At 59.2% G+C, this 20421-nt stretch carries 15 protein-coding genes; 13 read left to right on the top strand and 2 right to left on the bottom strand.

From position 1 onward, the window contains the following. Positions 1 to 43: 43 nt before the first annotated feature. Positions 44 to 739, bottom strand: coding sequence for a pirin family protein (locus ACWKV5_RS15925; RefSeq protein WP_483842018.1), 696 nt, complete (start codon positions 737 to 739; stop codon positions 44 to 46). A 234-nt stretch (positions 740 to 973) separates the two neighbouring features. Here ACWKV5_RS15925 and ACWKV5_RS15920 point away from each other — a divergent pair, with 234 nt between their 5' ends. Beyond that, complete coding sequence (locus tag ACWKV5_RS15920) at positions 974 to 3448, top strand: UvrD-helicase domain-containing protein (protein WP_483842017.1); 2475 nt, start codon at positions 974 to 976, stop codon at positions 3446 to 3448. 61 nt (positions 3449 to 3509) lie between these two features. Here the strand turns inward: ACWKV5_RS15920 and ACWKV5_RS15915 are convergent, their stop codons facing one another. Further along, complete coding sequence (locus tag ACWKV5_RS15915; protein ID WP_483842016.1) at positions 3510 to 3785, bottom strand: DUF1652 domain-containing protein; 276 nt, start codon at positions 3783 to 3785, stop codon at positions 3510 to 3512. Positions 3786 to 4049: 264 nt separating this feature from the next. Here ACWKV5_RS15915 and ACWKV5_RS15910 point away from each other — a divergent pair, with 264 nt between their 5' ends. The 12 genes from ACWKV5_RS15910 to ACWKV5_RS15855 all read left to right on the top strand — a co-directional run bounded on the left by ACWKV5_RS15910 (position 4050) and on the right by ACWKV5_RS15855 (position 20344). Further along, positions 4050 to 4865, top strand: coding sequence for a helix-turn-helix domain-containing protein (locus ACWKV5_RS15910; RefSeq protein ID WP_483842015.1), 816 nt, complete (start codon positions 4050 to 4052; stop codon positions 4863 to 4865). A 50-nt stretch (positions 4866 to 4915) separates the two neighbouring features. Then, positions 4916 to 6322: an NAD(P)/FAD-dependent oxidoreductase gene (locus ACWKV5_RS15905; RefSeq protein ID WP_483842014.1), complete on the top strand. Its 1407-nt coding sequence runs from the start codon at positions 4916 to 4918 to the stop codon at positions 6320 to 6322. Between the two features lie 30 nt (positions 6323 to 6352). After that, on the top strand, positions 6353 to 6694 hold the full coding sequence (locus ACWKV5_RS15900; RefSeq protein WP_483842013.1) for a cupin domain-containing protein: 342 nt from the start codon (positions 6353 to 6355) through the stop codon (positions 6692 to 6694). 47 nt (positions 6695 to 6741) lie between these two features. After that, entirely contained in the window at positions 6742 to 7827 is a 1086-nt protein-coding gene (locus ACWKV5_RS15895; protein ID WP_483842012.1) for a polyamine ABC transporter substrate-binding protein, read from the top strand. Between the two features lie 103 nt (positions 7828 to 7930). After that, positions 7931 to 8182 carry a hypothetical protein gene (locus tag ACWKV5_RS15890; RefSeq protein WP_483842011.1) on the top strand — a complete coding sequence of 84 codons (252 nt, stop codon included), beginning with the start codon at positions 7931 to 7933 and terminating at the stop codon, positions 8180 to 8182. A gap of 404 nt (positions 8183 to 8586) precedes the next feature. Continuing rightward, positions 8587 to 10017, top strand: a complete 1431-nt coding sequence (locus ACWKV5_RS15885) for a serralysin family metalloprotease (RefSeq protein WP_483842010.1) — start codon at positions 8587 to 8589, stop codon at positions 10015 to 10017. 98 nt (positions 10018 to 10115) lie between these two features. After that, positions 10116 to 10538 carry an AprI/Inh family metalloprotease inhibitor gene (locus ACWKV5_RS15880; protein ID WP_483842009.1) on the top strand — a complete coding sequence of 141 codons (423 nt, stop codon included), beginning with the start codon at positions 10116 to 10118 and terminating at the stop codon, positions 10536 to 10538. Positions 10539 to 10749: 211 nt separating this feature from the next. Further along, positions 10750 to 12525 carry a type I secretion system permease/ATPase gene (locus ACWKV5_RS15875; RefSeq protein WP_483842008.1) on the top strand — a complete coding sequence of 592 codons (1776 nt, stop codon included), beginning with the start codon at positions 10750 to 10752 and terminating at the stop codon, positions 12523 to 12525. Continuing rightward, positions 12522 to 13871 (top strand): HlyD family type I secretion periplasmic adaptor subunit, encoded by a 1350-nt coding sequence (locus tag ACWKV5_RS15870; protein WP_483842007.1) that lies wholly within the window; start codon positions 12522 to 12524, stop codon positions 13869 to 13871. The genes ACWKV5_RS15875 and ACWKV5_RS15870 overlap by 4 nt, the downstream gene beginning before the upstream one ends. A gap of 2 nt (positions 13872 to 13873) precedes the next feature. Then, positions 13874 to 15238: a TolC family outer membrane protein gene (locus tag ACWKV5_RS15865; protein WP_483842006.1), complete on the top strand. Its 1365-nt coding sequence runs from the start codon at positions 13874 to 13876 to the stop codon at positions 15236 to 15238. Positions 15239 to 15360: 122 nt separating this feature from the next. Further along, a complete protein-coding gene (locus tag ACWKV5_RS15860; RefSeq protein WP_483842005.1) occupies positions 15361 to 18408 on the top strand; it encodes an autotransporter domain-containing protein in 3048 nt (1015 codons plus the stop codon). Positions 18409 to 18499: 91 nt separating this feature from the next. Continuing rightward, positions 18500 to 20344, top strand: a complete 1845-nt coding sequence (locus ACWKV5_RS15855) for a polyurethane esterase (protein WP_483842004.1) — start codon at positions 18500 to 18502, stop codon at positions 20342 to 20344. Positions 20345 to 20421: the final 77 nt, after the last annotated feature.

Raw genomic sequence — 20421 nt, 5'->3', positions numbered from 1 at the left:
CGACCATTATGGTCGCCCCTTTTTTTGCCCGGTGTTTACCGAATCACGCGAGGTCAACCAGGACGATTTCACTGTCCTCGATTGCCGTCACTCGCAACACCTGCTCATCGACCACCGCAACTCCGTCTCGAGCTTGTGCGCGTAAGCCATTGACTTCAATCACACCCGTGGCCGGAACCAGGTAGGCGCGACGACCGCTGTCCAGAGGATACTCGGCCGTTTCGCCGGCCTTCAGGTTCGCCGCCACCAACCGCGCGTCAGCACGGATGCGCAGGCTCTGATCATCGCCGGACTTGCCGCTGGCCAACGTCACGAAGCCTTCACGATCGCCTTTGGGGAACGGTTTGGCGCCCCAGGACGGAGCAAGTCCGGATTCGTTGGGGATGATCCAGATCTGGAAGATCTTGGTCGGCGTCGCTTCCAGGTTGTACTCGCTGTGGGCGATGCCGGTGCCGGCACTCATGACCTGAACGTCGCCAGCTTCGGTGCGGCCCTTGTTGCCCAGGTTGTCTTCGTGAGTAATCGCGCCTTCACGGACGTAGGTAATGATTTCCATGTCCCGGTGCGGGTGTTTTGGAAACCCGGTGCCGGAAGCAATCACGTCATCGTTCCAGACCCGCAGATTGCCCCAGTTCATGCGCTTGGGGTCATGGTACTCGGCGAACGAAAAGTGGTGATGAGCATCCAACCAGCCATGATGGGCGCCGCCCAGGGAGTTGAAGGGTCTGAGTTCGAGCATGATCGTCTCCTGAAAGGGGTTAATGGCGAGCATCATCTATCAGGCACTGATCGATAAAAAGCGTAAAAAATGCTGCATTACCATCGAAATTCTCGATGTTATATAACCTCGAAACGTTCTCATCCAGCCTTCACTTCATCGCATAAGCCAATGACCTGTAAGCATTTCACTAGAACTCATGGGCAAATGCAGACACCATAGCCGCAACAGCCTCACACCCTGGAGTCAGCCCGCGTGCCGCAACACACCCCCGATCTTCCGCCCGAACTTCGTCCCCTGGCCGAGATGCCGTTACTCAAGCGCCTGGCCGCCCGGTTCTTCGGTCATGGCTTGACCCGACTGCGTGCGCAACACCGAGCTTCCTGGCTGCACGGGCAAGCTGACGGTTTTCGCAGCGGTCACAGCGCGGGGTTTGAGTACGGCTTTAAGGAAGGCAAGGACGAAGGGCTGGAGCAAGGCCGGCAAGTGCTGCTGATCCGTGATTCGCGATCGACCGAGCATCGGCCGCCCAATGTCGATGACAATCTGTTTGACGATTGGCGCCTGCCATTGAGCGCTGAACTGAAGAAGCGCATGAAGGCCGATGTGGCCCGGCTGCTGCCACCCCATGCCCAGCCAAGCGTTGCGCAGTGGAAGATGATCTTCAGCGACACGCCGTCGACGTCGGTGATTGCCGGGGCGGGCGCCGGCAAGTCGACTACGCTGGTGCTGCGTATCTTGTTGCTGACCCACTACCTGGGCTTCGAACTGGATTCGATGACCGTCGTGACCTTTACCCGAGAATCACGCAAGGACTTCATTAACAAGCTGATCGAACTGTTCGCCGTGTGGGGCCGGCCGCTGAGCCTCAAGGATGCGCGTGATCTGGTGCGCACCTTCCACTCACGAATTCTGCCGATGGTTCGCAGCCTTCCGGGGTTCGAGCGCCTGCAGGCTTTCGAAAACCTCAGCAACCGCGTACAAAACGCCGACGAAGACATCGACAGCAATCCTTTCGACCTGCGAATCAATGACGCTCAGCGACAGCAGCTCAACGCCTGTTATCACCAACTGCATACCCGCGATGAACGCTTTCGCGAGCTGATCAAGCCATTGTCCCGGCATGCCTTGCAGCTCAAGGAGCTGGAGCGCGACCATCCCGATGTACAAAAACGCGTGGCGGTGACCGAGCTGGCTGCCAAGCGCGATGAAGAACTCTGCGACGCCATTGAAGACCTGTGGTTTCGCGCGGGTGCCTGGCCGATCAAGGGCATCGAACCCAATCGGCAATCCTTCGATATCAATGGCGCTACGTTCCATTGCCACGGCTACATCCCAAGCCTCGATGCGTGGGTCGTACTGGGGTTTGATCCGCGGGAAAACCCGCAGGTCTGCCGTCCGAATGCGAAGCTGAGCGTGCGGGCGGAATGGGCGGTAAAGCGCACCCTGTTTCAAGCTTTCTGTCGTAAGCCATTGATATGGCTGGATAGTTACGAGTCGTCAAAGCGCGTTTTGGCTTCGCTGGCAGGTGATGCCAGCGCCGGGCCGGGCTTTGATTACAAGGTCAAAGGTGAACTGGCTTCCGCGCCGTTGCTCGACTGTTTTGTCGCAGCAGCCGGATTTATAGAAAACCTCGGCCTGGATGTTCCGAACGCCGTTGGCCAGATGAGTTTCGCCAAGGACGACCCCGACCGGTTCTTCTTCGAAGCCTTGAGCCTGTTCTGGCGAGCGCTGGAAGATCATCTGCTCGATCAGAAGCCACCGGTGATGACCTACAATCGGATGTTCGCCTTGTTCAGCGAGCACTCCCCGGAAAACCTCAAGCTGCTCAGCGATGAACTGCTGCGGCCACTTTCACACCTGATGATCGACGAATTTCAGGACGTGTCGCCACAAATCGTCTCCTGGATTCGCGCCAGCCTGACCGAGATCCGCAGTCGAGGCCCGGCGATGCACGTTGGGCGAGGGGCGCAATGCTCATCTCTGCTGTGTGTGGGGGATGACTGGCAGTCCATTTACGGCTGGCGCGGCAGTTCGCCGTCGTACTTCATGGAATTCAACAAGGAGTTCCCGTCGCCAAGCGCCACCAAAGTGATGCTCAGCGACAACTATCGCAGTCATCAGCACATCATCGACGCCGCCGAGCATATCGTCCGCGCGGCTCCGGCCATTGCCGGCAAGAAAGCCAAAGCCAGCGGCGAGCCTAAAACGCTGTTGCCGGTGAACGTTCTGGACCGGGACGATCAGGGCATGGCCCAGCGTCTGATAGAGCATTACCGAAAGGGTGATTCAATCTTGATGCTTTATCGAAAAAGCAGCGATAAGTTATTGATTGAGCAGCATATTCAGCCTGTAATTAATGTTGATTCGAGCTTGCCTTATGAAGCGCGACGACTGAAACAACTGACCTATCACAGCGCTAAAGGCTTGCAGGCTGACGCGGTGTTCCTGCTCGGCGATTGTCAGCATCTGACCAGCTCACCGTACAAGAACCAGGTGTACCGGATGGCGGGACTCGGCAAGGCCGGCGACAGCGAGCCCTATGACAGCGCGCAAAAGGACGAGATCCTGCGATTGGCTTACGTCGGCATTACCCGGGCGGTCAGTCATTGCTACTGGTATGTCGACGGTCAGGATAAATCGGCGGCGAACATGCCCAAGGCGTCAGACCGGATCGGCAGCGACAAAGCGTTTTTCGCCGATCATCGGGCCGGGCAGAAACTGGCGTAACCCTGTTCAACGCCCACTAAAAAGCCCACATCAAGTGGGCTTTTTAGTGGGTGACCAGCCTTCAGGCATAGCTTCTGAGGGCCTCAGGTGGAACGAATGCCTCAAGTTCATCCTCGACGGCTTCAATGATTCGCTCGACATCCGCCGCATTCATGACGGTTGCACAAGGGATACCGGCAATGGCAATCATGGTCTCGCCACTGGCGCGATCAAACAGCCGGGCGATCATGCTGCCCGGTGCGTCCATGCTCGCCTCAAATCCCATGGGATGAAAATGCCAGCGCATCAGCTGGCAGGCGTTTGGAAACGTGACTTTGCTGAAAGACCCTTTATTCATATGTTGCCCGCCTTCTTCATCGAGCGCTTCCTTTAGCTCATGTTAGGAGGGAAGAGCCTTCAATGGCTCAACCGGTGACTGCCTTTAAAAGTAGCATCGGTATGTGAAAACCATGTGATTTTTTTCAGGCCGTTGGGCGGTTAGTCGGGTTTTCATGATCGAGGTCATGTCCTCGCACGCACGGGGGCTTGCCGGGCCAGTATTTCAGCCATTGAACCCGCTGCAGAACTTCGGCAAGCTCGGTGTTTTCCCGTCGAGACCTTTATGCACCCCGATGATGATGGGCCGCAGCAAACCCGGGCCACGGGCGAGACGGTCATGCGCTACCACTTGTGCTGGAAGCACCGCGACCTGGACGGTGTCATGGCGCTTTATCACCCTGACATCCAGTACCACGATTTCTTCCAGAACCGCGTGATGGGGCTCGACGAGCTGCGCGAGTACGTGCGCGTCAGCATGCCGCGCAACCCAGACGAAGCGCTGGAACACTCGGACCGTATTCGCCTGGACGGCAATACCGCGTTTATCCAGTACCGAATGACGTTGCGTGGCGGCGAAGGGTTGGTGTCTTTCCATACCAGCGAGGCGATCACGGTTCGTGACGGGCTGATCTGGCGGGTCAACGAGTACGCCACGCTGGTCCACGAGCAACCGTCCAGTACCGCGACTAAAACCCTGCGCCCAGCCGTCAGTCGACTCGGGCTGTCCCCGCGCCAGTTGAGTTTCATGGCCGATGACTTACAGCAGTATTTCCAGCGCCAGCAGCCCTATCTGGACCCCGAACTCGACCTGCAACGGGTGGCGAAGGAGTGCGGTTACAGTCGCAATCAAATTTCCTATCTGTTGAATCAAGTGCTGGGCCAGAGTTTCTACCGCTACGTGAACCAGGCGCGCCTGCAACATCTGCTCGGCACGCTGGACACCGCGACGCCACCGCTGCGTATCGACGAACTGGCGTTTGCCGCGGGATTCAATTCGCTGTCGGCGTTTTACAACTGTTTTCGCCAGCACACCGGACTGTCGCCCAAGGCCTATGCCAAACAAATTTCCTTGCGTGCCCGCGCGCAAGACAGCCGCTGAGTCCACGCACTAGGATCGACGCCATCGAAGTTTGAGTGGCGGAGTCTTGCATGTCGGCGTGGCGCACTATCAGTTTATGGATGGATCAACTCGACGAGCCGTTAGCGGCGCGTGCGGCGCTGGAACACGATCTGGACGTCGATGTGGCCATCATCGGCGCCGGGTATACCGGGCTTTGGACCGCGTATTACCTCAAGCGCCTGGCGCCGGGCCTGAACATTGCCATTGTCGAAGCGCAAACCGCCGGTTTTGGCGCCTCGGGCCGTAACGGCGGCTGGCTGATGGGCAATATCCTCGGTGAGGACCGTCTACTCGCTGGCCTGTCCCCCGAACAACGTCGAGCTTCATTCGACCTGCTGCACAGCATCCCTGATGAAGTAGAACTTGTCATCGAACGTGAAGGCATCGCCTGCGATTACCGCAAAGGCGGGGTGCTTTACTGCGCCGCTCGCTATCCCGAGCAGGAAGCCAGCCTGCGGCGCTATCTGGACGATCTCTACCGTCAGGGCCTGACTGAAAGTGACTACCGCTGGCTCAGCCCCGAACAACTGGCGCAACAGATCAGAGTTGCGAAGCCTTATGGCGGTATCTATGCACCGCACGTCGCGACCATTCACCCGGCAAAGTTGGTGCGAGGTTTGGCACGCACGGTGGAGAACATGGGGGTCAAGATCTATGAAAACAGCCCGGTCACGCAGTGGCAGTCGGGTAGTTTGCGTACAGCCAAGGCGTCGGTTCGCTGTCGCTGGATCGTCCCGGCGGTAGAAGGTTACGCAACGACGTTGCCGCCGCTGGGTCGCTATCAACTGCCGGTGCAAAGCCTGATCGTTGCTACCGAGCCGCTGTCCGCTGCGACCTGGGACGAAATCGGCCTGAATCGCGGCCAGGCCTTCAGCGAAAGCAGTCGTCAGGTGACCTACGGCCAGCGTACCGCCGACAACCGTTTGGTTTTCGGTGCGCGGGGCGGCTACCAGTTTGCCGGCAAGCTGCGCCATGACTTCGACCTGACCACCAACGAAGTGGAGCTACGGCGCTATCTGTTCGGCGAGCTCTTCCCGCAGCTGAAGAATGTGCGGATCACCCACGCCTGGGGCGGCAACCTGGGCATGTCGCGACGCTTCAAGCCGCACATGCTCTGTGATCACACCAGCGGCATCGCCTTGTCCGGCGGTTATGGCGGGGAGGGTGTCGGGGCCAGCAACCTGGGTGGCAGAACCCTCGCCGATCTGATTCTCGAGCGCGATACCGAATTGGTCCACCAGCCATGGGTCATGCCGCAGGGCGGGCTCGACTCGCTCAAGGCCTGGGAGCCTGAACCCTGCCGTTGGCTCGGTTACAACGCGATCATTCGCAGCTTCGTCCACGAGGACCAGACCCTGGCCAACCCGGCCACCTCGCCTTGGCGCCGAAAACTGGCCAGCGGGGTCGCGGGGTTCATGGAAGGTTTCATGCATTAAACAGCGATTTATCCATCGACAGGTACGCCCATGAGCATCACGCAATTCAAGAACACCGTCACCCTGAAACTCGAAGAGTCCAACCCGGTGGCCGTGCCACTGGGAGCACCGGTGGCCGTGACCTCGACCACCAGCGTCGAACGCGACGATGGCGTCGAAACCGGTGTCTGGGAATGCACGCCCGGACGCTGGCGGCGGCAGATCGTCGCCCAGGAATTTTGCCACTTCATCCAGGGCCGCTGCACCTTCACCCCGGACGACGGTGAAACCCTCCACATAGAAGCCGGCGATGCACTGATGTTGCCGGCCAACAGCCTCGGCATCTGGGATATCCAGGAAACCGTGCGCAAGACCTACGTTTTGATTTTTTGATCTTCTGATTGCCTGCCAATAACAAAAGCCCCTACAGGAATCGACTCATGATCCGAAAGACTCTGACACTGGCGCCACTCGCACTCGTCGCAACCCTTGGCCACGCGGCCGAGACGGTCAAAATCTACAACTGGTCGGACTACATCGCCCCGGACACCACGAAAAATTTCCAGAAAGAAACCGGTATCGCCTTTACCTACGACGTCTACGACAGTAACGAAACCCTCGACGGCAAGTTGATGACTGGCAAATCCGGCTACGACGTGGTGTTCCCGTCCAACCACTTCATGGCGCGGCAGATTGAAGGGGGTGCGCTGAAGAAACTCGACAAGGCTCAATTGCCAAACTGGAAGAACCTCAACCCGGTGTTGCTCACGGCGTTGCAAGCCAACGATCCGGGCAACGAACATGGCTTTCCGTACCTGTGGGGCAGCACCGGCATCGGCTACAACATCGCCAAGGTCAAGGCCGTACTGGGCGACAACGCGCCCGTGGATTCCTGGGACCTGATCTTCAAACCCGAGAACATGCAAAAGCTGCAGAAGTGCGGCGTTGCCATCCTCGACAACGGCCCGGAATTGTTGCCCGCCGCCCTGAACTACCTGGGTCTGCCGCACCACAGTAAAAACCCGGAAGACTACAAAAAGGCCGAAGCGCTGCTGCTCAAGGTCCGGCCGTATGTCAGCTACTTCCATTCATCCAAGTACACCAGCGACCTGGCCAACGGTGATATCTGCGTGGCCGTCGGCTTCTCCGGCGACATCCTGCAAGCCGAGAACCGCGCCAAGGAAGCCAACAATGGCATCGACATCGGCTACTCGATTCCCAAGGAAGGCGCCGCCATCTGGTTCGACATGGTTGCCATGCCCGCCGACGCACCGGACGAGAAGGCCGGCTACGCCTTCATGAACTACCTGCTGCGCCCGGACGTCATGGCCGGTGTCAGCAACTACGTGCACTACGCCAACGGCAACCAACAGGCCGACAGCCTGGTCGACCCAACGATCAAGAACGACACCAAGATTTATCCGAGCGCCGAGATGATGGGCAAACTGTTCGCGCTGGAAGCGATGCCACTGAACATTGACCGGGTGCGTACGCGGGTTTGGAACAAGATTCGGACGGGGAGTTGATCGCCCTTTGCTGACTCATACCTGTAATTTCTGACAGTAGATGACGGTCGAAGCAGATCGTAGAGTGAAGCCCGTAGGCATGGAGCCTGCAGGAGAGCACCCAATGAAAAAGTCAGCATTCAAAGCGTTTATCGAAGATGAAATTAACGTCGCAGCCGGAAAAATTATCGTAAAAGACACCACTTCCGATGACGTAGCGTTAGGGCGACTGAATGTGTTGCAGAGCCTTCGTCGTACGCTGGACAACAAGTCGACAGCCGAAGACGTCGGAACGTGGGGGGCTATCAACGATATTCTCCAGCAGTTGGGGGTGCTCGATAGCAGGGAGACGATTTTCTCCGGAATTGAAGCTTGACGGCTGATTTGCCGTGCAATGGCGGGGAAGGCAAGCTTCCTCGTCACTGTTATTTGCGTTCACGCCTGGATTGATATCAATGCGCTGGCACTCATATTAATAAGTCCAATAAATTGAGACGCTGTAGACAAAAAACAAACTTACCCCTATTTAATATTTAAATATCAAATCGTCAGACAATTTGCGCAAACGCACATACGCAAAAACAAACTTTCGACACCTCAGGCATTGTTTCCGGGCATTTGCTGGAACAGCACAATTTGACGTCAAAAAAACACTAGACGTTTCATTTCGAATTGTGTCAGTTTTCTTTCGCCTTCATTGGGCGAGTGATAGGACGATCTCGCCAGAGATTGTCGTTATCTGACAAAAACTGTTCCATAGCTAAACAAGGAAGTGTGTTTATGTCGAAAGTAGAAAAAAGCGCTATTGATCAAGCATTGGCTGCACCGAGTTCGGCCTACAGCCAGATCGACAGCTTCAGCCATCAATATGACCGCGGCGGCAATCTCACGGTCAATGGCAAACCTTCATACTCCGTCGACCAGGCAGCGACCCAATTGCTGCGCGACGGTGCTGCCTACCAGGACAAGGACGGCAGCGGCAAAATCGAACTGACCTACACGTTCCTGACCTCGGCGTCGTCGAGCACCATGAACAAACACGGGATTACCGGCTTCAGTCAGTTCAGCACTCAGCAAAAAGCCCAGGCAGTGCTTGCCATGCAATCCTGGGCCGATGTTGCCAACGTCACCTTCACCGAGAAGTCCACGGGCGGCGACGGTCACATGACCTTCGGCAACTACAGCGGTGGCCAGGACGGTGCAGCGGCATTCGCTTATCTGCCGGGCACGGGCGCGGGTTACGACGGGACTTCCTGGTACCTGACCAACAGCAGCTACACGCCGAACAAGACCCCGGACCTGAACAACTACGGTCGTCAAACCCTGACCCATGAAATCGGCCACACTCTGGGCCTGGCCCATCCTGGCGACTACAACGCCGGTGAAGGCGCGCCGACTTACAACGACGCCACCTACGGGCAAGACACCCGCGGTTACAGCGTCATGAGCTACTGGAGTGAAAGCAATACCAACCAGAACTTCAGCAAGGGTGGTGTCGAAGCGTATTCGTCCGGCCCGCTGATGGACGACATTGCCGCCATCCAGAAACTCTACGGTGCCAACACCACCACACGTACCGGTGATACCACCTACGGCTTCAACTCCAACGCCGGTCGCGACTTCCTGAGCGCGTCTTCGTCGTCGGACAAGGTCGTGTTTTCGGTGTGGGATGCGGGCGGCAAGGACACCCTGGACTTCTCCGGCTTCACCCAGAACCAGAAGATCAACCTCAATGAGGCCTCGTTCTCCGATGTTGGCGGCCTGGTGGGCAACGTTTCCATTGCCAAGGGCGCGATCATCGAGAACGCGATCGGCGGTTCGGGCAACGACCTGCTGATCGGCAATGGCGTGTCCAACGAGCTGAAGGGCGGTGCCGGCAACGACATCCTCTACGGTGCCGGCGGTGCGGACAAACTGTGGGGCGGTGCCGGCTCGGACACGTTTGTGTTCGCCGCCAGCAGTGACTCCAAACCTGGTGTTGCCGATCAGATCCTCGACTTTGTCAGCGGCCTGGACAAGATCGACCTGACCGGTATCACCAAAGGCGCGGGCCTGCACTTCGTGAGTTCGTTCACCGGTACGGTCGGCGATGCCGTGTTGACCACTTCGGGCGGCAGCAGCCTGTTGTCGGTGGACTTCTCCGGGCATGGCGTGGCGGATTTCCTCGTCAGCACCGTAGGCCAGGCGGCGTTCTCGGACGTCGTAGCCTGATACAAGGCTGAAAAGGAGCGCGGTGCACGTTGCGCCGCGCTCTGTCCTTGCATCGATGCGCGCAGTGCGTAAGGCTACGCGCCGGAGTGAAACGCCCTATGGCCCCTGACGCCTTTACCTACAGAATGACCGCGTGGCTATTGGCGACGCTGATGATGTTTCTCGGAGATGTAGCCATGGCAAGCAGCCTGAAATTAGCCGACCCCTCAGAACTCGCCGGACAATGGCAAGCGACTTTGATGGCCAAAGAGGATGCGTCCGAGTCCCGCACTTTGCAGGACAAACCATCGAACGTTTGCCTGATTGACCTTCAACCCAATCAGACCCTGGGCGAGGGCGCCGAGTGCCTTGGGGCCTGGCTCCAAGCGTCGGCCATTGGCTGGTTCACAGAGCCGGACGGGATTGCGATCACCGGCAAGGAAGGCTCAAGAATTTTCTTTTTCAGCCGACAGCATGATGGGCTTTATCAAGGCAATTTGAAGTCAGGTCTGATCATCACGCTTGAGCGCGCTGCGCGTTAGAGCAAATAGTTGGCGGAACTGTGCAGATTTAAATATAGAGCTCGCTGTTGTAGTCATAAGTAGCAAAACAAAACGCCAACTCTTTATCGAGCATGGAAGTGGGTTGTTAATGTGTAAGCGATTGCCGATAAAGAATGCCTGGAACCGCGCGCACACAGTTAATTAAAGCCTCGCCAGATCAGGGCGGGGAATATCATCTCGGGAAAAATCAATGAAGATGGCTAAGGCCCCAGCCACCGCTCCGTTATTCAAAGCACTGGGCGACTATAAAAGTATCTTGATCAGCGTCGGTTGTTTTACCGCATTGATCAACGTACTGATGCTGGTCCCGTCGATTTATATGCTGCAAGTCTATGACCGTGTGTTGTCTTCGCAGAACGAAACGACCTTGGCCATGTTGTCGCTGATGGTGGTCGGCTTCTTTGCCTTCATCGGTTTGCTTGAGATCGTGCGCAGCTTCATCGTGATCCGTATCGGCAGCCAACTGGAACGACGCTTCAACCTGCGGGTGTATCAAGCCGCGTTCGAGCGCAACCTGCTCAAAGGCGAGGGCAATGCCGGGCAGTCGCTGGGGGACCTGACGCACATCCGCCAGTTTGTCACCGGCCCCGCGCTGTTTGCCTTCTTCGACGCGCCGTGGTTTCCGGTCTATCTGTTCGTGATCTATTTGTTCAACGTCTGGCTGGGTGTTTTCGCGACGGTGGGCGCTGTGGTCCTGATCGGCCTCGCGTTCCTCAACGAAACGATGACCAAAAAGCCCTTGGGCGAAGCCGCCGGTTTTTCCCAGAAGTCCAGCCAGTTGGCCACCAGCCACTTGCACAACGCCGAGACCATCCAGGCGATGGGCATGCTGGGTGTGTTGCGCAAACGCTGGTTTCAAGTGCATTCGCGCTTTCTCAGTTTGCAGAATCAGGCCAGCGACACCGGTGCAGTCATCAGTTCCGTGAGCAAGACCTTGCGTCTGTGCTTGCAATCCCTGGTCCTGGGACTGGGTGCGTTGCTGGTGATCAAGGGCGAGATGACTGCAGGGATGATGATCGCCGGTTCGATCCTGATGGGCCGCGTCCTGAGTCCCATCGATCAGCTGATAGCGGTCTGGAAACAGTGGAGCGGCGCAAAGCTGGCCTACCGTCGCCTGGATGCGTTGCTGCAAGCCTTTCCACCGACTGACGAAGCCATGGCGTTGCCGGCACCGAAAGGGCAGATCACTTTCGAACAAGTCAGCGCCGGCCCGCCTGGCCAACGCACTGCGACACTGCACATGGTCAACTTCAACCTCGGTGCAGGTGAGGTGATGGGCGTGCTCGGTGCCTCTGGCTCAGGCAAATCGACACTGGCCCGGGTACTCGTTGGCGTCTGGCCGACCCTCGGCGGCACGGTTCGGCTCGACGGCGCGGACATTCATCGCTGGAACCGCGACGACCTCGGGCCCTACATCGGGTATCTGCCGCAAGACATCGAATTGTTCAGCGGCAGCATCGCCGAAAACATCGCCCGGTTTCGCGAAACAGATCCGCAGAAAGTCGTCGAGGCTGCGCAACAGGCTGGCGTGCATGAACTGATCCTGCGCATGCCGCAAGGCTACGACACGGTGCTCGGCGAAGACGGCAGCGGCTTGTCCGGTGGCCAGAAACAACGCGTGGCATTGGCCCGTGCGTTGTACGGCAACCCGAGCCTGGTGGTGCTGGACGAACCCAACTCCAACCTCGACACCGTGGGCGAAGCCGCGCTGGCCAGTGCCATCGCGCACATGAAAGCCCAAGGCACCAGCGTGATCCTGGTCACCCATCGGTCTTCGGCCTTGGCCCAGGCCGATAAATTGCTGGTGCTCAACGAAGGGCGCTTGCAGGCCTTCGGCCCGAGCCAGGACGTGCTCAAGGCACTGTCCGGCGCTCAGGAACAACACCGTGAAAAAGCCGCGCAGGCACCGGGCGGGCTCAGCATGAGCCGGCAGTATCAGCCCACGACAAGGAATTCGGGTGTATGAGCAGCGCACGCATGAACTCTGAAAGCGAAGCCACGATGGAACACGATTACATCGCCGAACGCCCCGAACGCGATGCGCGATTCTTCGCGCGCATGGGCTGGATTCTGGCCATCGTCGGCGCCGGCAGTTTCTTCACCTGGGCCAGCCTCGCGCCGCTCGATCAAGGCATTCCGGTGCAAGGTACGGTCGTGGTGTCGGGTAAACGCAAAGCCGTGCAATCGATGAGCCCCGGCGTGGTCAGCCGGATTCTGGTCCGTGAGGGTCAAGTGGTGAAGCTCGGCCAGCCGCTGTTCCAGCTCGACCAGACTCAGGTCGCGGCCGACGTCGATTCGCTGCAGGCGCAGTACCGCATGGCCTGGGCCAGTGTCGCGCGCTGGGAAAGTGAACGGGACAACCTCAAACAAGTGAATTTCCCGGCCGAGTTGAGCAAGGATGCCGACCCGCGACTGGCGTTGGTGCTTGAAGGCCAGCGGCAATTGTTCAGTAGCCGTCGCGAGGCGTTCTTCCGCGAACAGGGCGGGCTGCGCGCCAACATGGAAGGCGCCAGCGCGCAATTGGCCGGCATGCGTCGTGCGCGCACCGACCTGACGGCCCAGGCCAACTCGTTGCAACAACAACTGAGCAACCTTCAGCCCTTGGCGGACAACGGCTACATTCCGCGCAACCGCTTGATGGAATACCAGCGTCAACTGTCGCAAGTGCAGCAGCAATTGGCCGAGAACACCGGCGAAAGTGGGCGGGTGGAGCAGGGCATCCTCGAAGCGAAGCTCAAGCTGCAACAGCACATCGAGGAATATCAAAAAGAGGTCCGTACCCAACTGGCCGACGCGCAACTCAAGAGCGTGACCCTCAAGGAACAACTGACTTCCGCCGGTTTCAACCTGCAACACAGTGAAATCGTCGCCACGGCTGATGGCATCGCGGTCAACCTCGGAGTGCATACCGAAGGCGCGGTGGTGCGCCAAGGCGATACTTTGCTGGAAATCGTGCCGCAGGGCACTCGCCTGGAAGTGGAAGGGCATCTGCCGATCAACCTGATCGACAAAGTCGGCACTCACTTGCCGGTGGACATCCTGTTCACCGCGTTCAACCAGAGCCGCACGCCGCGTGTGCCCGGCGAAGTCAGCCTGATTTCCGCCGACCAGATGGTCGACGAGAAAACCGGCGCTCCGTACTACGTGCTGCGCAGCAGCGTCAGCGATCAGGCCATGGAAAAGCTCAATGGCCTGGTGATCAAGCCGGGCATGCCGGCGGAAATGTTCGTGCGTACCGGTGAACGTTCACTCCTCAACTATTTGTTCAAACCGCTGCTCGACCGGGCAGGCTCCGCGTTGACCGAGGAATAAGGATGTTCGGCTGTATGAATAAGCTTTCCCTGCTCGCAGCGACCCTGGCGTTGCTGACGTGCAACAGTGTGATGGCCATGGGGCCGTTCGACATTTACGAGCAAGCGTTGCGCAATGATCCGGTGTTCCTCGGTGCGCTCAAGGAACGCGATGCGGGCATGGAAAACCGCATCATTGGCCGGGCCGGCTTGCTGCCGAAGGTGGGTTACAACTACAACAAGGGGCGTAACTCATCCAAGGCCACGTACCTCAATGACCGCGGCCAAAACCAGACCGATGACCGCAACTACAGCAGTTACGGCTCGACCCTGACCCTGCAACAGCCTTTGATCGATTACGAAGCCTACGCGGCGTACCGCAAAGGCGTGGCGCAGTCGTTGTTTGCCGATGAAGCCTTTCGCGGCAAAAGTCAGGAACTGCTGGTGCGGGTGCTGGAGAACTACACCAAGGCGCTGTTCGCTCAGGATCAGATCGACATCGCGCTGGCCAAGAAGAAAGCCTTCGAGCAACAGTTCCAGCAGAACGAGCAGATGTTTCGCCAAGGCGAGGGCACGCGCACCGATACCCTTGAGTCCGAGTCCCGTTACGAGCTGGCGACCGCCGAGGAAATCGAGGCTCGCAACGAGCAGGACGCGTCCTTGCGTGAACTGGGCGCGCTGATTGGCGTACCGACGATCGACATCGCCGACCTGGCGCCGCTGGACCAGAACTTCCAGACCTTCAGCCTGCAACCGGCCAATTACGACACCTGGCACGAGATGGCCGTAGCCAATAACCCGAACCTGGCCTCTCAGCGCCATGCGGTGGACGTCGCGCGTTACGAAGTTGAACGCAACCGTGCCGGGCATCTGCCGAAAGTCAGTGCCTACGCCTCGGTGCGCCAGAACGAATCGGAAAGCGGCAACACCTATAACCAGCGTTACGACACCAACACCATCGGTATCGAAGTCAACGTGCCGCTGTATGCCGGTGGCGGGGTGTCGGCGTCCACCCGTCAGGCCAGCCGCACCATGGAACAGGCCGAGTACGAACTGGACGGCAAGACCCGCGAAACCATGATCGAGCTGCGCCGACAGTTCAGCGCCTGCCTGTCGGGCGTGAACAAGTTGCGCGCCTATCAAAAAGCCCTGGTGTCAGCCGAAGCGCTGGTGGTGTCGACCAAGCAAAGCATTTTGGGCGGTGAACGCGTCAACCTGGACGCACTGAACGCAGAACAACAACTATTTACCACCCGCCGTGATCTGGCACAGGCACGCTATGACTACTTGATGGCCTGGACCAAGCTGCACTTCTACGCCGGAACCTTGAGCGAGCAGGACCTTGCCAAGGTAGACGAAGCGTTCGGCCAGGGCCCAAAGACTCAGTAAGTTGAACGTGTTGCAGCTGCCGAAGGTGCGCCAGCTACTACACAGGAACAGGACGTGTGAATTTGTAGAGGCCTTTCGAGGCAAAAAGGGATTTTGGCAACACAACTAAGGACGGTAGCTGGATGAATAACAAGCACAACATATTGGCCGTGCTCTGCGCGCTGGCGACACTCGGTCAGGCGTACGCCGCGCCCTACGTGGAAAGCGGCCGCACCGGCGACCCCAACAGCTGGCGCAGCGCCGAATTCAATGCCGATTGGGGCGTGGGCGCGATCAATGCCCAAGACGCCTACGCCGCCGGCTATAGCGGCAAAGGTGTGAAACTGGGGATCTTCGACCAACCGGTCTACGCCCAACACCCGGAGTTCTCCGGCGCCAATAAAGTCGTCACTCTGGTCACCAGCGGAATCCGCGAATACACCGACCCGTACATCCCGGTCAAAGCCGGGGATGCGTTTCGCTATGACGGCGCGCCCACGGTTGGCTACGACGGCAAGCTCGGTTCCCACGGCACCCACGTTGGCGGGATCGCTGCCGGCAGCCGCGATGGCGGATCTATGCACGGCGTGGCGTACAACGCGCAAATCATCAGCGCCGATAACGGCGACCCGGGCCCGGAGGACGGCATCATTCGTGGCAACGACGGCGCGGTGTACAAGGCCGGTTGGGATGCCTTGATCGCCAGCGGCGCGCGGATCATCAACAACAGCTGGGGCATCGGCATCACCGATCGCTTCGACCTCGGCGGACGCAACCCGGCGTACCCACACTTCACCGTGCAGGATGCGCAGTTGCAGTTCAACGAGATCCAGCCACTGCTCGGGACCAAACCGGGCGGTGCCTATGACGGCGCAATCGCCGCCGCCCGCAGCGGCATCGTCACGATCTTCGCGGCCGGCAACGACTACAACCTGAACAACCCGGACGCCATCGCTGGCCTCGGCTATTTCGTCCCGGATATCGCGCCGAACTGGGTGACCGTCGCGGCGTTGCAGAAGAACCCGGACCTCACCAGCCCGGACCTCTACAACATCAGTACCTTCTCGTCGCGCTGCGGCTACACCGCCAGTTTTTGCGTGTCGGCGCCCGGTAGCAAAATCTACAGCTCGATCATCGGCGGCACCAGCGCCGATAACCTCACCACCGGTTACGCCAACTACAACGGCACTTCAATGGCCGCGCCGCATGTTGCAGGCTCCATGGCGGTGCTGATGGAACGCTTCCCGTACATGACCGGCGCACAGGTCGCCAGCGTACTGCGCACCACGGCCACCGACCTCGGGGCACCGGGTGTCGACGCGTTGTACGGCTGGGGCATGATCAACCTGCGCAAAGGCATCGATGGCCCGGGGATGTTCGTCACCGAGCAGGACATTCCCGAAGAGTTCCGCATTCAGGGCGCCTACGGCTCCAGCCAGTTTGTGGCCGATTTGCCAGGCATCGGCGCGATCATCGACGCCGGTAAACCGACCGAACGTGTGTGCACGGACGTGCACTGCGGACTCGACATCTGGCGCAACGACATTTCTGGCCATGGAGGCCTGACCAAGCAGGGCATCGGCACGCTGGTCCTGACCGGCGCCAATACCTACGCCGGCCCGACGCTGGTCAACCAGGGCCGGTTGGCCATCAACGGTTCGCTGGCGTCGACGGTCACCGTCAATGACAGCGGGATTCTCGGCGGTAACGGTCGCATCGGCGGGTTGAGCGCCAAAAGCGGCGGCACCGTGGCGCCGGGCAATTCCATCGGGACCTTGCAAGTGGCGGGCGACGTGACATTCGAGCGCGGCTCGACGTACGCCGTGGAATTGTCACCGACTAGCAGTGACGAGATCGTCGCCGGCGGCAAAGCCGTCATCGACAACGCCACGGTCAGCCTGTCCCTGGAAAACAGCCCGACGTTGCTGACCACCCGCGAAGTGAAATCCCTGCTCGGCCATCAATACAACATTCTGCAAGCGGCCGGCGGGATAGAAGGGCGCTTCGGGGCGGTGGTGCCGAACTACCTGTTCCTCGGGGGCACCCTTGATTACTCGGCCACTGGCATTCAACTGGCGGTAGAACGCAACGCCACCTCGTTCAGCAGCGTCGGCCAGACGCCGAACCAACGTGCGGTCGCCGCGGCTGCCGAGCAGCTCGGCGCAGGCAACGCACTGTACGAAACCTTGCTGCTGTCGCCCACCGCCGCCGTGGCTCAGCAAGCCTTCCAGCAATTGTCCGGCGAGATTCATCCGGCCATCGGCACGCTGCTGATCAACGACAGCCGTTACCTGCGCGATGCCGTTGGCGAACGCCTGCGTGAGCGTGACCTGTTCAACGCCGCCGCACCCACCGATGACCGCAGCAACGCCTGGCTCAAAGTGCTCGGCGCCTGGGGCAAGAGCGATGGCGGGCATGACAACGCCAGTTCCAATAGCTCCATCGGCGGTTTGCTGGCCGGGGTCGACGGTCTGATCACTGACAACACGCGACTGGGTTTCGTCACCGGTTACAGCGACAGCTCGTTGAGCATGGGCGATGGCACACATTCGTCGGCCTCGGTCGACAGCTATCACCTGGGCGCGTACCTGGGCCATGAAATCGACGCCCTGCGCTTGAGCGTCGGCGGCGCCTACAGCTGGCATCGCATCGATGTGAAACGTGACCTGCAATTCGGCGACGTCAGCGGCAAACAGAAATCCAAACGCGATGCGACCACCGCGCAACTGTTCACCGAAGCGGCGTATCGCCTGGACGTGCAACCGTTGGCGCTGGAGCCGTTCGCCAACCTGGCCTACGTGCACCTGAACAGCGACAGCTTTACCGAAAAAGGCGATGCCGCTGCGCTAAAGGGTGGTGAAGACAACCGTGATGCCGTGCTTTCAACCCTGGGCCTGCGGGCGAGCAAAGTGCTTGCGCTGTCGGACAAACAGCAGCTGGAGCTCTCCGGCACGCTGGGCTGGCAACACAACCTGAGCAGCACTCAGTCTGAGGATCACCTGGCGTTTGCCAACGGCAATACCGCGTTCAGCGTGCAAAGCGTGTCGCTGGATCGCAACGCCGCCGTGATCGGCGCCCGTGCCGGTTTGGCGGTGGCGCAGGATGTTCGCGTGAGCCTGGATTACAACGGGCTGATCGGTTCCAACGAGAAAGACCACGGTGTGGGCCTGAGGCTGGACTGGCAGTTCTGATCAAGCACTAAAGGCTCCGGGGCGCTTCGTGATCGAGGCGTCCTGGTTGTGAGCCATCTCTGACAATTCCAACAAAAGAGAGGCAATACCAATGGGTGTGTACGACTACAAAAACCTCAGTACAACGGATTCCAAAGCGTTGTTTACCGACGCCATGGCGATCACGCTGTATTCCTATCACAACCTCGACAACGGCTTTGCCACCGGCTATCAACACAACGGTTTTGGCCTGGGCTTGCCCGCGACACTGGTCACCACGCTGCTCGGTGGCACCGATTCCCAGGGCGTCATTCCCGGCATCCCCTGGAATCCCGATTCGGAAAAAGCCGCACTGGATGCCGTGCAAAAAGCCGGCTGGACACCCATCACTGCCTCGCAACTGGGCTATGACGGCAAGGTCGATGCGCACGGAACCTTCTTCGGCGAGAAGGCCGGCTACACCACGGCGCAAGTCGAGATCCTCGGCAAGTACGACGCCCAGGGACACCTGACCGAAATCGGCATCGCCTTTCGCGGCACCAGCGGTCCGCGGGAAACCCTGATCGGCGACTCGATTGGCGACGTGATCAACGATCTGTTGGCAGCACTGGGCCCCAAGGATTACGCGAAAAACTACGTCGGCGAAGCTTTCGGCAACCTGCTCGGCGACGTTGTGGCGTTTGCCCAGGCGAATGGCCTGTCGGGTCAAAACGTCCTGGTCAGCGGCCATAGCCTCGGTGGGTTGGCGGTCAACAGCCTGGCCGACTTGAGCACGAACAAGTGGGGCGGCTTCTTCAAGGATTCCAATTACATCGCCTACGCGTCGCCCACTCAAAGCACCACCGACAAAGTGCTCAACGTCGGCTATGAAAACGATCCGGTGTTTCGTGCGCTCGACGGTTCATCGTTCAACCTGTCGTCGGTGGGCGTGCACGATGCGCCAAAGGAGTCGGCGACCGATAACATCGTCAGCTTCAACGATCACTACGCGTCGACGGCGTGGAATGTGCTGCCGTATTCCATCCTCAACATTCCGACCTGGATCTCGCATCTGCCCACGGCGTACGGCGACGGCATGAACCGGGTGATCGAATCGAAATTCTACGACCTCACCAGCAAGGACTCGACGATCATCGTCGCCAATCTGTCCGACCCGGCACGGGCCAACACCTGGGTGCAGGACCTTAACCGCAACGCTGAAACCCACAAGGGCAGCACGTTCATCATCGGCAGCGACGCCAACGACCTGATTCAGGGCGGCAAAGGCAACGACTACCTGGAGGGGCGTGACGGTAACGATACGTTCCGTGATGGCGGTGGCTACAACATCCTGTTGGGCGGCAAGGGCAACAATGTGCTGGAGTTGCAGCAGTCGGTGAAAGCCGTCGAGTTTGCCAATGACGGCGCTGGCACCCTGTACCTTCGCGACGCCAATGGCGGCATCAGCATTACCCGTGACATCGGCAGCATTGTCAGCAAGGAACCGGGATTTCTCTGGGGGCTGTTCAAGGATGACGTGACGCACAGCGTGACGGCGAATGGCCTGACGGTCGGCAACAATTTGACCGCGTACGCCTCATCGGTGAAGGGTGGTGCCGGGGCGGATACGCTCAAGGCTCAAGCGACGGGCGACTGGTTGTTTGGCCTGGACGGCAATGACCATTTGATCGGCGGAAAGGGCAACGATGTGTTTGTTGGCGGGGCCGGGAATGACGTGATGGAATCGGGTGGCGGGGTCGATACGTTCCTGTTCAGCGGTTCGTTTGGTCAGGATCGGGTGCTGGGGTATCAGGCGCAGGACAAACTGGTGTTTCTCGGGGTTCAGGGGAGTGATGACTTTCGCGCGCATGCCACCATGGTCGGGCATGACACCGTGCTGACGTTTGGTGGGGATTCGGTGACGTTGGTGGGGGTTGGGCTGGACAGTCTGGCTGGAACAGGGATTGTGATTGCCTGATGGTTTTGGGGCGCCGGTTAGGGCCCCTTCGCGAGCAGGCTCGCTCCCACAGGGGATTTGTGAACGGCGCAAATCCA

This window comes from Pseudomonas oplopanacis (genome assembly GCF_057128725.1).
Note: the sequence above shows the minus strand (reverse complement) of the source record. Positions and strands in the feature narration are given on the sequence as shown.